The organism is uncultured Roseobacter sp. (assembly GCF_947488185.1).
GTDB lineage: Bacteria > Pseudomonadota > Alphaproteobacteria > Rhodobacterales > Rhodobacteraceae > Roseobacter.
Window position 1 is genome coordinate 545,811 of sequence record NZ_CANKYM010000003.1, and the last position, 12,749, is coordinate 558,559.

General features: G+C 58.7%; 12 protein-coding genes. 6 read left to right on the top strand and 6 right to left on the bottom strand.

Annotated elements, in window-relative coordinates; all coding sequences use genetic code 11:
• Position 1: 1 nt before the first annotated feature.
• Both Q1A52_RS13850 and Q1A52_RS13855 read right to left on the bottom strand, forming a co-directional pair.
• A complete protein-coding gene (locus tag Q1A52_RS13850) occupies positions 2-1,876 on the bottom strand; it encodes a monovalent cation:proton antiporter-2 (CPA2) family protein (RefSeq protein ID WP_300016351.1) in 1,875 nt (624 codons plus the stop codon).
• A gap of 25 nt (positions 1,877-1,901) precedes the next feature.
• Positions 1,902-2,357: an Lrp/AsnC family transcriptional regulator gene (locus Q1A52_RS13855; RefSeq protein WP_300017319.1), complete on the bottom strand. Its 456-nt coding sequence runs from the start codon at positions 2,355-2,357 to the stop codon at positions 1,902-1,904.
• A gap of 158 nt (positions 2,358-2,515) precedes the next feature.
• Between Q1A52_RS13855 and hppD the strand changes: the two genes are divergently transcribed.
• Positions 2,516-3,610 carry a 4-hydroxyphenylpyruvate dioxygenase gene (gene hppD, locus Q1A52_RS13860; protein ID WP_300016354.1) on the top strand — a complete coding sequence of 365 codons (1,095 nt, stop codon included), beginning with the start codon at positions 2,516-2,518 and terminating at the stop codon, positions 3,608-3,610.
• 63 nt (positions 3,611-3,673) lie between these two features.
• Here hppD and Q1A52_RS13865 read toward each other — a convergent pair whose 3' ends face one another.
• Positions 3,674-5,989 carry a hypothetical protein gene (locus Q1A52_RS13865; RefSeq protein ID WP_300016357.1) on the bottom strand — a complete coding sequence of 772 codons (2,316 nt, stop codon included), beginning with the start codon at positions 5,987-5,989 and terminating at the stop codon, positions 3,674-3,676.
• A 157-nt stretch (positions 5,990-6,146) separates the two neighbouring features.
• Here Q1A52_RS13865 and Q1A52_RS13870 point away from each other — a divergent pair, with 157 nt between their 5' ends.
• On the top strand, positions 6,147-6,830 hold the full coding sequence (locus Q1A52_RS13870) for an SIMPL domain-containing protein (protein ID WP_300016360.1): 684 nt from the start codon (positions 6,147-6,149) through the stop codon (positions 6,828-6,830).
• A 59-nt stretch (positions 6,831-6,889) separates the two neighbouring features.
• On the opposite strand, the gene Q1A52_RS13875 is transcribed toward Q1A52_RS13870, so the two are convergent.
• Both Q1A52_RS13875 and Q1A52_RS13880 read right to left on the bottom strand, forming a co-directional pair.
• A complete protein-coding gene (locus tag Q1A52_RS13875; protein WP_300016363.1) occupies positions 6,890-8,182 on the bottom strand; it encodes an O-acetylhomoserine aminocarboxypropyltransferase/cysteine synthase family protein in 1,293 nt (430 codons plus the stop codon).
• An 86-nt stretch (positions 8,183-8,268) separates the two neighbouring features.
• Positions 8,269-9,276 carry a hypothetical protein gene (locus tag Q1A52_RS13880; RefSeq protein WP_300017322.1) on the bottom strand — a complete coding sequence of 336 codons (1,008 nt, stop codon included), beginning with the start codon at positions 9,274-9,276 and terminating at the stop codon, positions 8,269-8,271.
• A 201-nt stretch (positions 9,277-9,477) separates the two neighbouring features.
• Here Q1A52_RS13880 and Q1A52_RS13885 point away from each other — a divergent pair, with 201 nt between their 5' ends.
• From Q1A52_RS13885 to Q1A52_RS13900, 4 genes are read left to right on the top strand one after another with little or no spacing between them, the layout of a single operon-like run.
• Positions 9,478-9,888 (top strand): hypothetical protein, encoded by a 411-nt coding sequence (locus Q1A52_RS13885; RefSeq protein WP_300016366.1) that lies wholly within the window; start codon positions 9,478-9,480, stop codon positions 9,886-9,888.
• Positions 9,885-11,189, top strand: a complete 1,305-nt coding sequence (locus Q1A52_RS13890) for a relaxase (RefSeq protein WP_300016369.1) — start codon at positions 9,885-9,887, stop codon at positions 11,187-11,189. The genes Q1A52_RS13885 and Q1A52_RS13890 overlap by 4 nt, the downstream gene beginning before the upstream one ends.
• A gap of 15 nt (positions 11,190-11,204) precedes the next feature.
• Positions 11,205-11,405, top strand: a complete 201-nt coding sequence (locus tag Q1A52_RS13895) for a hypothetical protein (RefSeq protein WP_300016372.1) — start codon at positions 11,205-11,207, stop codon at positions 11,403-11,405.
• Between the two features lie 60 nt (positions 11,406-11,465).
• Complete coding sequence (locus tag Q1A52_RS13900; protein ID WP_300016375.1) at positions 11,466-11,690, top strand: hypothetical protein; 225 nt, start codon at positions 11,466-11,468, stop codon at positions 11,688-11,690.
• A 97-nt stretch (positions 11,691-11,787) separates the two neighbouring features.
• Here the strand turns inward: Q1A52_RS13900 and Q1A52_RS13905 are convergent, their stop codons facing one another.
• The gene (locus Q1A52_RS13905) at positions 11,788-12,522 is read right to left on the bottom strand and encodes a nucleotidyltransferase domain-containing protein (protein ID WP_300016378.1); all 735 of its coding nucleotides are present in this window, start codon (positions 12,520-12,522) and stop codon (positions 11,788-11,790) included.
• Between the last annotated feature and the right edge of the window lie 227 nt (positions 12,523-12,749).

A 12,749-nucleotide genomic window follows, 5' to 3' on the forward strand; every position in this document is an offset into this window, starting at 1 on the left:
ATCAGGCTTGCTTTTTTTCAGAATCCCGGCTGAGGAAGGCGGTCTCGAGTTCCTTTTGCAACTCCTTGGCACGAGCGAGATAGGCGGGGTTCTGGCTGGCCGGAACCTCCGGATCCCAAAGCTGTGCCAACTCCTGTACGGAGTGGCGGTCGTGATGGTAGAAGATCCGCTCCGCCTCCGAAGCCTCGTATTCGCTGAGCCCCATGTTCTCCAGCACATAGCGCCCGGCGCGTAGGGAACTGTCGAAAAGCTCGCGCACGATGTCATCCGCACCAGCCTGGTAGAGCCGGTAGACGTGGGTCCGGTCGCGGGCACGGGCGACGATGTGTAACCCGGGGCGCAGCTTGCGCGCATATTGCACCAGTTTGATTGCCGCCTCGGCATCATCCAACGCGACAACCAGCACACGGGCGGACTCCAGACCGGCCGCGCGCAGGATATCGGGGCGGGTCGGGTCGCCCAGAAACCCCTTGAACCCGAAACGTCGCATCACGGCGATGGTTTCCATGTCATGATCAAGCACGACGGTGTTGAAGCCATTTGCCTGCACCAGCCGATTCACGATCTGACCGAAACGACCAATGCCCGCGATGATGACCGGCCCTTCGATGTCGATCTCGTCGTCTGGATGCTGTTCGCTCGTATCGGGCGCGCGTTTCGAAAGCAGATCATAGATGATGAAGAGCAGGGGCGTGATCAGCATCGAAATCGAGATGACGAGCAGCAGCGTTTCCGCCACGCCGCGTGGAATGACCCCCTGCACGACGGAAAAAGACACAAGGACAAAGCCAAACTCCCCGGCTTGGGCCAGCGCGAGGGTAAAGAGCCAGTGATCCTTGCCCTTGAGTTTGAAAGCGCGGCCTAGGAAGAACAGGATCAGCCCTTTGATCAGGATGACCAGCAAGGCCATCCCGACGATATTGAGCACATTGTCAAAGAGCAGCGTGAAGTTGATGCCCGCGCCGACGGTAATGAAAAAGAGCCCCAGAAGCAGGCCCTTGAACGGCTCAAGGTCAGTCTCGAGCTCATGGCGGAATTCGGAGCTGGCCAGCACCACACCCGCCAGAAACGCGCCCAGAGCTGGTGAGAGGCCTACCAGCGTCATCAGAAACGAAATGCCCACGACAATCAGCAGCGCGAGCGCAGTGTACATTTCGCGCAGGCGCGCAGAATGGATGTATCGGAAAACGGGGCGCGTTAGGAAGATGCCCGCAAAGATGACCGCCGCGATGGCCGCGATGGTCACCAGCGTCACGCCCCAGCCGGGCAAGCCTTCGACCAGAGACAGGCTCTGATGCGCCTTGTCATGGGCCTCCTCGCCGCTGCGCTGGATCGAGCCGTCTGTCGCAATCTGCGCCGGCACTGTGGCGACGAGCAGCGGCAGAAAGGCGAGGATGGGAATAACGGCAATGTCCTGGGTCAACAGAACAGAAAAAACAGATCTCCCGCCACTTGTCTGCATCAGGCCCTTTTCCGAAAGGGTTTGCAGAACGATCGCGGTAGAACTCAGCGACAACGCCAGACCAATGGCAAGTGCAACACCCCATGGCTGATTGTAAGCCATGGCGATCCCCATGAGCGCAAGCGCGCTGATCGTGATCTGCAACCCGCCCAATCCGATGAGCCTGTGCCGCATGTCCCAGAGGGCACGGGGTTCGAGTTCCAACCCGATCAGGAAGAGCATCATCACCACGCCGAATTCGGCGAAATGCTGCAAATCCTCTGTTTCAGACCCGACCAGTCCCAGAAGCGGGCCAATGATGATCCCCGCGGCCAGGTAGCCCAGAACCGAACCCAGCCCCAGGCGCGAGGCGAAGGGCACCGCAATGACGGCGGCGGCCAGGTAGATGGAGGCCTGGAACAGGAAGCTATCCATGTGGGTGACGTCTCCTCATCGGGGGTCAGGTGGGCAGGGGCCCATCGGATTTCAGCTGGTCCATCACGATCTGACTATGCACCCGCGCCACAGCCGGATGCGGCAGCAGCACGTCGTGGATCAGCGCATTCAGGGCCGGTAAGTCAGCGCAGTAAACCCGCAAAAGATAATCCGCATCGCCGGTCATTGTCCATGCGCTCGTGATCTCCGGGCGGGTGTTGACGAGGCGGGCAAAGCTCTTGGAGTGATCCGGTCCGTGCGTGCCCAGATGCACCTGCACAAAGCCCTGAACGTGCAGTCCCAGATGCGCGGGATCGAGCCGGGCGACGTATGCGCGGATGTAGCCATCGGCTTCCAGCCGCTGGCGGCGGCGGCCTGCCTGGCTGGAGGAGAGATTCAACATCTCGCCCAATTGCTGCGCCGTCAGATGGGCGTTGCGTTGCAGCGCTTGCAAGAGGCGGGTGTCGGTGTCGTCGAGCATGATGCGGGGCTTTCGCACGTGTTGCGCTCATCATGCGGAAATTCCGCGCCTTAGTCTACACTTGCTATGGAAATTGCGCGGAAAATGCGCGTGAAAGGCTGTATTCTGCTTAAAATTCGCGCATCGGGCGCGACTCGCTTTGCTGACTGGAGATCACCATGGGCCCTTTCCCGCATGACGCACCGAAATCCACGATCACCGGGGAGAACCCCGCCGGGACGGATGGGTTCGAGTTCGTGGAGTTTGCCCATCCTGATCCGCAAGAGTTGCGGGATCTCTTTGCGCGCATGGGGTATGCGCATGTGGCCAACCATAAGGCCAAAAACATTGAGTTGTGGCAGCAGGGCGATATCACCTACGTGCTGAACGCCGAAGCAGACAGTTTCGGGGCGCGTTTCGTCGAGGCGCATGGTCCCTGCGCGCCGTCTATGGGTTGGCGTGTCGCAGATGCCCAGGCAGCATTCGACCATGCCGTATCGAAAGGCGCGGAGCCCTATGAGGGGGCGGGCAAAGTGCTGGACGTGCCAGCCATTGTCGGGATTGGCGGGTCGCTGCTGTATTTCGTGGATCAATACTACGATACCAGCCCATACAACGAAGAGTATGACTGGATTGCCCAGTCGAAGCCTGCGGGTGTTGGCTTCTACTATCTCGATCACCTGACCCATAACGTGCACAAGGGGAACATGGACAAATGGTTCAGGTTCTACGGCGATCTGTTCAACTTTCGTGAAATCCGGTTTTTCGATATCGAGGGCAAGTTTACCGGGCTGCTTAGCCGTGCGTTAACCTCGCCCTGCGGGCGTATCCGTATCCCGATCAACGAGGATCGGGGAGAGACCGGGCAAATCGTTTCCTACCTGAAGAAATACAAGGGCGAGGGTATTCAGCACATCGCCGTAGGCTCCAGCGACATCTATGACAGCACGGATGAGATCGCGTCGCGCGGGCTGAAGTTCATGCCCGGTCCGCCGGAGACATATTACACGCTCAGTCATGACCGTGTGGTCGGCCATGACGAACCCGTGGACAGGATGAAAAAACACGGCATTCTGATCGATGGCGAAGGCGTTGTAGACGGTGGCGAGACCAAGATCTTGCTGCAGATTTTCTCCAAGACGGTGATCGGGCCGATTTTCTTCGAGTTCATTCAACGCAAGGGTGATGATGGGTTCGGCGAGGGAAACTTCAAGGCGCTTTTCGAGAGCATCGAGCAAGAGCAGATCGACAGCGGAGAACTGGCGGCGGAGTAGGGGTGGCCTGAAGCCCACCCTACCTGCTGGTGCTTAGGTGCCTATGTATAGCCGGTGGCAGCGCTACCCTTTGGGCATCTTGAGGACGAGGTTGCGCCCCCGTTTCTGATAGCGCAACTCGCCTTCGCCAATGGCGGAAATCCGGCCGCCATCGATACGGTCGCCGACCTGAACTTTCTTGTATCTGCCGTTGGAAAGCCGCACCAGTGCACGGCGGTCTGACGGTGTGCCATAGACGCCGATCAGGTTCACTTTACGCAGGTTGATCGCGTTGCGGATCGTTGCCTCCCGCGTCACGGATGCACTTGAAGGGATGCTCGGCGCAACCGCGCGTGGGGCGATGCTGGCCGCGCCAACGGCGGCAGCTGAAGCCGCGGTTCGTTGCGCTCTCGCGACGATCTGTCCGAAGTTGTTGGGCCGGGCGTCCGGCCGCAACGACGCGGCGAGAGCCAACTCTTCGCTGCTGGCGACAACACGATCTGACCCCTGTTCCGAAAGGGGGGCGGCACCGTCACCCAGCGGGACAAGGCTAGCCTTGGCTGCATTTGCAGGCACAAGCGCTGGTGCAGGCCGAGCGGGGGGGCGCAATTCCGCAAGCTCCGAGCGGGTGAGCCCGTCGAGGGTCGCCCGCTCCGTTGTTTCGACCAGATCACCAGGGCGTGTTTGTGGTCGGAACGCAGCGAGTGCCGTTTGGACCGGGGCCAATTCGGTCGCCGCAGCTGCGCGCGATGGGAATGCCGTCGGACGTGTAGGAGGCGCGCCCGCAAAGACTTTTACGCCATCGGGGTTCAGCGTGCCCTGCGCCGTCGGCACCACAAGACCACGATTGTCCAATGCGAAGGTCGTACCGGCTGCGGCAGGTGAGGTTGGAGCATCAGGAGCAACGTCCTGAGAAAATGAGGTGGCAGGCGGCAGTGCCACGGCATCAAAGGCGGGCTCAATCGGATCGATGCTGGTCACGTATAGGTCTTCGATGTCCACAAGAGGTGGCGGCGTTGGCACATCGGGAGCCTGCGGCCAGATACCGGTCACGGCATAGCTTGCCCGAAAATCGTCGGGCGATTGTTCGGGCGCTGTGTCATCGGAAAGGGGCGTGCGCAGAGCATCCAAAACCGCCGCATCCTCATCCGTGAGACCTGGGTCCAGCAGGGAAAGTTCCGTTGCATCGCTTGCGTTCGGATTTGACAGGGATGTGGCCGGCTGGATTGGCGGGGCGACCTCGACAGCCGTGATCTCGGGTGCCGCGCCATTGCGCCACCCGGCGATGCGGTCCTGCAGGCTCCCGAAGGACCAGGTGCCGATACCCACAACAGCCAGAACCAGAACCGCCGCAAGCCCCAAGGGCAACACCCGCTTTCGCGGCGCCACTTCCTGCGTTTCACGTGCGCCGAAAACGGTATAGCGTTCGGCTTCATTTGCGGGTTTCGTTGCCATGGGTGCCGCAGCTGGCAGGGGAACACGGACCGATCTGGCCTTGGGGGCGTCTTGTTTTGGGGTGTAGGGCTTTGCGGGTTCTGCAAAGCCAAAGGCTGCCGAGGCAGGCGCCGTGTCACGGGGTCCAGATATCGGGTCCGAGGATGTGCGGCGGCTGGAAAATGGGGCGATCTCAGCCTCGATATCCCGTGGGGGCAGATCAGGCGCCGTGACATCGGCCACCTGAGGCTCCGAGGCGCGTAGGCTTTGCAAGGCATCCTGCAGGCTGTCTGCCCGTTCCGCTTCCGCCTGTCTGGCCGATTTGAACGTTAGGGCTTCAGTCTTGGGTTTGACAACAGGCTCGGCCACCGGCGGCATGCCGGGCAGTTCCTTTGCCACGGGGCCTTTCGGGGTTTCCACATCGCCAACAATAACAATGGAAACGCCATCCGGCTCCACGGTCTGGCCGGGGTCAAGCAGTTCCCGCGCGGCGCGGGTTGGCCCGAAATAGGGCTCTCCCGCGTAGTTCTGCGGTTCTGGCATCGCGACGAAGCTTACCGGATGGAACCGGTGCTTTACCGCGAAGTCCTCTGCTTCCTGCAGGGTCTCAAGGGCCACCGCGGCGACATCCGTGGTATCGCCGTCTACCGCTACGTCAAAAGCCAGGTCATCAAGCGCATAGGGCGTCTCCCCCGCCAAGGCATCGCGTGCCGCATCGCGCCGATCCGCGAGGTCGAGCCCGGGGGTCGCCAGCCTGAGGTAGCGCAGCTGCTCGTTGGGGATAACCAGTTTGCAGCGCAGCCCATCCGGGGCCATCGCGGTGGCCGTTTTGCGTAGCACGGTAAGCTTTGCGCCCACCTGCTCGGCTTCCGGCGAAACCTCGCCGATCACGCGCCACCCGTCCCCCGAGCGATGTAGCAGACGGATGCTGTCGAACGACAGGGAAAGTGCGAAGTTTGGTTTCATAGCGCGGGTTTACCAGTCATCGTGGTTCTTGCACAGATCGATCATATATTGGCAGAGCATATAGCGGGTCTTTGCCGAGGAAAAGTAAACGCCAAGTTTACCACTTGTTCAAACCGTAAGGGCCGTATCAGATGCCGCTGCAATCAGGAGATTAACAATGAGACATGTTTTGAAGGCGATGCTACTGGTGATCCTCACCACAGGGGTCGCAATGGCGGATGAGGACCGGATCATCACGGTCACTGGTATCGGCACTGCTGAGACCGTACCGGATATGGCGACCCTTCGTCTTGGCGTCACCCATCAGGCCAAAGAGGCCGCAGCGGCCATGTCCGCCACCAGCGAAGGGGTCGCCGCTGTGCTCAGTCGGCTCGAACAGGCAGGTCTTGCCGCGCGGGACATACAGACAGATCAGCTCTCGCTCCAGCCGGTCTGGTCTGACTACACCTTGAACACTCGGCGGATCACCGGGTTTTCAGCCACCAACATGTTGATGGTCCGGGTGCGGGACCTTGATACGCTCGGGCGCGTGCTGGATCTCGTGATCACGGATGGGGCCAATTCCTTCAACGGTCTTTCCTTTGGTTTGCAGGAACCGAAACCCGCTCAGGATGCTGCACGCGCTGCGGCGGTGGCGGATGCGATAGATCGCGCGCAACAACTGGCCGAGGCTGCGGGGGTGACCCTTGGCCCGATCCAGAGCATTAGCGAATATGTTGGCGGTGCCCGGCCGGAGATGATGAATATGCCGATGTCGCGCTCGGCAGCGGATGTGCCGATTGCGCAGGGTGAAGTGTCGGTTGCTTCACAAGTGAATGTCGTGTTTGCAATTGTGGAGTGATCCGGTCGCAAACCAAATCGAAAGGGCGCCGCTGAGGCGCCCTTTTTACGTGGCGGAGGTCAGCTTGCGGCTTTCGACAACGCCTGATCGAGATCGGCAATCAGGTCTTCGGCATTCTCGGTTCCGATGGAAATCCTCACGACGCTGGGTCCTGCGCCCGCGGCTTCTTGCTGTTCCGCTGTGAGCTGCCGGTGAGTGGTCGATGCCGAGTGGATCACCAGACTGCGGGTATCGCCGAGGTTCGCCACGTGGCTGAAGATTTCCAGCGCGTTCACGAATTTCACGCAAGCCTCGTACCCGCCCTTGATCGCAAAGGTGAACAACCCGCCAGCGCCCTTGGGGCAGATTTTCTTGACCCGATCATTGTAAGGCGACGACTTGAGCCCGGCATAGGTAACATAGTCAACGCGCGGGTCTTTTTCGAGCCAACCGGCCACGGTCTCGGCGTTTTCCACATGCCGCTCCATGCGCAGGCTCAGCGTTTCGGTACCCATCAGCGTGTAGTGTGCGGCTTGCGGGTTCATGGTCATGCCCAGATCGCGCAGCCCGATGGCGATGGAGTGGAAGGTGAAGGCCAGCGGCCCGAAGGTCTCGTGGAACTTCAGCCCGTGATAGGCAGGTTCGGGCTGGCTGAGCGAGGGGAATTTGTCGTTCGCCGACCAGTCGAACTTGCCACTGTCCACCACGCACCCCCCGGTGACGGTGCCGTTGCCGGTCAGGTATTTGGTGGTTGAATGCACCACCAGCGTCGCGCCATGCTCGATCGGGCGGCAGAGGTAGGGCGTGGCCGAGGTGTTGTCCACGATCAGCGGAATGCCCGCCGCATCGGAGATTTTCGAGATCGCATCGAGGTCTGTGATGTAGCCGCCGGGGTTGGCGATGGACTCGCAGAAGACTGCGCGCGTGTCGTCGTTGATCGCCGCTTTCACCGCGTCCAGATTGTCGAAATCCACGAAGGTGCACTCCCAGCCAAACCGTTTGATGGTGTGGCTGAACTGGGTAACGGTTCCGCCATAAAGACGGGTGGAGGCGACGATGTTCTTGCCCGGCCCCATCAGCGGGAAGAGCGCCATGATCTGCGCTGCATGCCCTGACGAACAGCAGGCCGCCCCGACACCGCCCTCCAGCGTTGCAATCCGTTCCTGCAGCACGGCGACGGTGGGGTTGGTCAGGCGGGAGTAGATGAACCCCACCTCCTGCAGGTTGAAGAGAGCGGCGGCGTGGTCCGCATCCCGGAACACATAGGCCGTTGTCTGGTAAATCGGGGTCTGGCGCGCACCGGTCGCGGGGTCGGGACGGGCGCCTGCGTGGATCTGCAGGGTGTCAAAACCGTAGTCGGGGCCGTCTGTCATGGGGTTCCTCCTGAGGACTTCGTTAACGGTATCGTTAGGCGATGGGGGGCAGGCATACAAGAGTGCCAGCTTGCAGGGCCTTTGCCTCAGCGCATCCAGAAGCCAGCCGATTTGATCCGGTTGCGGATGGCAGCCTCGCGGCGTGGCATGTTTTCCTGATCGAAAAGGGCCCGCACCTTCGCCCCGCGTCCCTGATAGACATTCCGTTTGATCGGCGCGTGCGCCTTGAGCAGTTTCTTGATCTTGTTGGGGGCCGCGATCTCTTCGAGCACCTCGATCACCGTGTCGCTTTCGCGGGCGTAGAGCAGCGGGAACATGCGGTAATGGCAGCTGACGGAGCCGTCGAGCAGCCCCTCTGGCAGCGTGTCACGCCCGCCCCCCAGGGCATGGATCACCAGCGGTAACGCGATCTGATCCAGCCAGGGGGTCATTTCCTGCGCACATAGTTCTTTTGGCGGGTCGTCCCGGATGGCTACGGCATAGTCTTCGAAGAGCGCACCAAAGCGGCGCGGGCAGCTGTAGAAGAAGTAACCTGCATTGAAGTAGAGATAGCGCCGCCAGTATTCATCCGGTTGGTTCCGATCAAGCGAGCTTTCGAAGTCCAACCCGAACTTGTCGTAAAGCGACCGCCACAAATCGCTGTATCCTGGCCCGTAGAGTTCCGGTTTCGGCCATGTGCCTTCTCGTTTGAGCGAGGCGGAGGGGCGGTCAAAGTCGAAAGGCACGGAAGTCAAATCCCCGTTAATCAGCGTGTCAGTGTCAAAAAAGACAAAGGGCGCGCCTTCGGGCAGCTCCCTGAGCATCTCGATCTTGTTGCCGTAAGGATACCTGGCCCCAAAATGGCGAGACTCGAAGGGAATGATCTCTGCCTCAAGCTGCGCCAGCATCTCCAGTACACCCCGATCTGAAATGCGGGGGTCCTTCGGCCACAAGGGACCGGGCTGCGGTTCTGCGATCAGCAGGCGACCCTTGAAGTCTGGGCTGGAGCGGCGCAGAGAAGCCGCGAAAAGCAACGCCTCATAGGTCAACCGACCCTCATGGGCGACGACCACCACGTTGAAATCTGGTGTGAAATTCTCAGCCGTTGCGGCCATATCCGCCTGTTCGTTGAAGGTATTTTGCCCCAACTATAGGGCCAAGTCGGTCACGACTAAAGCGGTTTGCGCGTAAGAGGTTGGATGAGATGTCGTGAATGGTGGACCTGACTGTAGAAGAATCGAACCGCTTGTTCGAGATTCTACAGGATTGGGAAAGTCAGCTTTCGCACTTTGATCTAGACGATCTTAGGTGCGAAAATGACAATATCGCGCCATAATTTCAATAAGTTAGCCAAAAGCGGGCCTAAGAAGCGGGAAGCGCCGTTTTCGCTGCGTTTGACCTTTGAAGAACGTGCCAGGCTGGAAGAAGCGGCCAATGGCGTGCCTTTGGGGGCGTATATCAAGGCTGTTCTGTTCGATGGCGATCTGTCCAAGGTCCGGCGGCGCAATACCAAGCCTGTGGCCGATCATGAGGCTCTGGGGCGGGTATTGGCGTCTTTGGGCAGCTCGCGTTTATCCAACAACCTCAATCAGCTTGCACGGGCCGTAAACACCGGAACCCTGCCTGTTCACCCTGAAATAGAAGCCGAATTACGAGAAGCCTGCGCCGACATTGCGGCGATGCGGGGTGAACTACTGCGCGCGCTTGGATCGGATGGTGGCCCATGATCCTGAAAGGCAATGTGCGCGGCTCTGGCAAGGAACTCGCCCGGCATTTGATGAATGCCCGCGATAACGAGCATGTCGAGCTACATGATCTGCGCGGCTTTGTGTCTGATGACATGCATGGCGCAATGCAGGAAAGCGAGGCCGTGGCGCGCGGAACGCGCTGCAAGAAGCCGTTCTTTTCCCTGAGCCTCAACCCACCAGAAAATGAGAATGTGCCAGTCGAGGCATTTGAATCGGCCATCGGCCAGATCGAAATCCAGCTCGGTCTGGAGAACCAGCCCCGCGCCATCGTCTTTCACGAAAAGGAAGGCCGCAGGCATGCGCACTGCGTCTGGTCACGGATCGATGGCGAGCAGATGAAGGCTATCGACATGCCATTCTACAAGAACCGCCTGAATGATGTCTCGCGGGAGCTGTATCTGGAACATGGTTGGCGATTGCCGGACGGGTTTCGCGACAAGCGGAACCGTGATCCGCTCGCCTTTACGTTGGAAGAATGGCAGCAAGCCAAGCGTACCAAACAAGACCCCAAGCTCACAAAATCCCTGATCCGCGAATGCTGGAACGGCTCTGATAATGCGCAAGCTTTTGAGGCAGCCTTGCAGGATAAGGGCCTCTGGCTCGCGCGCGGTGATAAACGCGGCTTTGTTGCGGTGGATTGGCGAGGTGAGGTTTATTCGCTCTCTCGCATGAGTGGTGCTAAGGCCAAAGACCTGAAAGCCCGCCTCGGTGATCCAAAAGAGCTGCTATCCACTAACGAAGCCAAGGCCAAGGTTGGGGGGCTTTTGACGCCCAAGCTTAAAGCCTGGGCGAAGGAAGAAGAGCAGAAAGCCCAAAAGACCAATCTCGCTGCGGAATTTCAACGTGAGCAGATGGTGCAGCGCCACCGGAAAACTCGCGAAGACGCCAAACGCGTGCAAGAAGAGCGATGGCTGCGTGAGGAACGAACTCGTGCGGATCGCACGCCGAAGGGTATTCGCGGCCTCTGGGGCTGGATCACCGGTAAGAACCGCCAAATCCGTCAGCAGAACGAGGCTGAAATTGCGCGTGCGCAAACCCGCGACCGTGCCGAAAAGCAGCAAGTTATTCAGCGGCAATTAGCTGAGCGGCGCAATCTGCAACGTCAGATCAAGCTTGCCCGCGAAAAACAACAGCAAAGACTGCAAGATCTGAACCGCGCTGTTGCGGGCGCTATGAAGCTTGGCCGCGTACCAGAAAAGCAAGCGCAAGATCGAAGCCGAACCAAGCAGCGCGAGCGATCCCAGGAACCCAATCGCGGCAATGATTTTAAACCAACCTAAGAAAAGGAGAATGCCATGAGACATACACTCATGCTCAATCTAGATGAGGCGCATGCCCGTCAACTCGATGAGTTAAGCCGCCATTTTAAACTGGCGGCAGAGGATACGGTGCGCCTGTCCATTCGGCTTGCCCATGCCAATTACAAAAACAAGGCCGATGTGATGGTGCCGGAATGCAAACCGCGCGGACCGTCGCGCAATGACGGCCCGTTTTAAAGGGGGGGGGGTGCGCAGTTGTATACGATTCCGAATGAGCCCCAGATTTGGGTGATCCCAATGTCGGCGGATGCCTATTTTGCAGCGTCGAATCTAGATGAAAATTGTGACCGGTGCGGTTTGGATATCTACGTGCAAGCGCAAATCATGCTTGATGCGGCCAGTGAATCGGATGAGAAACTTTGGGCGCAAGTTTGGGACTACGTTCAAGCCCTGACATATGGCTTATGTACCGAACCGAGACTCGTCGTGATCGATGGCGGCTCTCAAGCATGGCGCTTCTAATTTGATCCCCCCTGTCATTCGGTGAGCCGTCGTTCGCTGCGCAGCGCATGAATTCACACAGAGCGGACTTTATTGCCGTTCAGATCAGATGTTGCTGTCAGCTACTTCGCCAATTTTTAGGGGCCAAACGAGAATTTCCATCAAAGTGAAATCCCCCATCAGGCTCTAACAAGTCTGCCGATAGCTGAATAATTTGGTCCGTGTCAGCAGTTGTCAACGCGGCGTCGAAGGCTGAACTAAATCGCTTTGCGAATTCCGGGGCGATAGCAGCCAGTTTCCGGGGAATAGATTTGCCCTTGGCCGCCCAAATGCCTCTTGAACGGAAATAATGGTTTGCCATGGCAGGGTAAAGATACATGAGTGTCGCATGGAGCTCATGAACAGACCGGGGCGAACGGATGTCATCGACTAAATCAGTAATTGCATAGCGTGAATTATTCCTGTCCACATCAGTCCAGACCGGTGGGCCTTCGTCCAGAATTGTTCGTGCCAGTGTTTTGATTTCAGTTGTGGTTTTGTTTGGTTGGGACACCTCGACCCCATCTGCCACCATGTCAGGTAGAGATGGGACGCCTGAAGGACGGTCAACTTTTCGAAAAAAGTAATCTAACGTTTTCGGATCATGAATGAAGGCTTCAACGGGCCAGCCGTCGTGAAAGAAAGATTCTCGGCGCGCCTGATCAAGCAGGTCATAGACGATGATTAAGTCCAGATCAGAATGTTGCGTAGCTTCACCACGAACGACGGACCCAGCAAGCAGAACCACGGTAGCATCGGCGTAGTGCTCCGCGTAGATTTCTGATGCCGTTTTGAGCGCCTTCTCCAAACTCACCTTCAAAGCCTGCCTTCACAAAAATTTCGGACCTCAACCAGTTCCCCGTGTCAATATTTTATCACGACAGAATTGCTGGCACTATGGGCTCAAAGCAGAAAGTTATCATTCATCAACATATATGGTGGAAGGCTGACCGAGCGCTGAGATTGTTGTAGGCTTTAGGTCAAACCGAATTGATGCCGTTGTGAATAAGGACATATTGAAGGGATATGAGGATGCAGCGC

Coding starts and splice junctions, on each gene's coding strand:
- Q1A52_RS13875 (WP_300016363.1), bottom strand. CDS start 8,182: ATGACAGACGGCCCCGACTACGGTTTTGACACCCTGCAGATCCACGCA.
- Q1A52_RS13850 (WP_300016351.1), bottom strand. CDS start 1,876: ATGGATAGCTTCCTGTTCCAGGCCTCCATCTACCTGGCCGCCGCCGTC.
- Q1A52_RS13870 (WP_300016360.1), top strand. CDS start 6,147: ATGAGACATGTTTTGAAGGCGATGCTACTGGTGATCCTCACCACAGGG.
- hppD (WP_300016354.1), top strand. CDS start 2,516: ATGGGCCCTTTCCCGCATGACGCACCGAAATCCACGATCACCGGGGAG.
- Q1A52_RS13885 (WP_300016366.1), top strand. CDS start 9,478: ATGACAATATCGCGCCATAATTTCAATAAGTTAGCCAAAAGCGGGCCT.
- Q1A52_RS13880 (WP_300017322.1), bottom strand. CDS start 9,276: ATGGCCGCAACGGCTGAGAATTTCACACCAGATTTCAACGTGGTGGTC.
- Q1A52_RS13900 (WP_300016375.1), top strand. CDS start 11,466: ATGTCGGCGGATGCCTATTTTGCAGCGTCGAATCTAGATGAAAATTGT.
- Q1A52_RS13895 (WP_300016372.1), top strand. CDS start 11,205: ATGAGACATACACTCATGCTCAATCTAGATGAGGCGCATGCCCGTCAA.
- Q1A52_RS13865 (WP_300016357.1), bottom strand. CDS start 5,989: ATGAAACCAAACTTCGCACTTTCCCTGTCGTTCGACAGCATCCGTCTG.
- Q1A52_RS13890 (WP_300016369.1), top strand. CDS start 9,885: ATGATCCTGAAAGGCAATGTGCGCGGCTCTGGCAAGGAACTCGCCCGG.
- Q1A52_RS13855 (WP_300017319.1), bottom strand. CDS start 2,357: ATGCTCGACGACACCGACACCCGCCTCTTGCAAGCGCTGCAACGCAAC.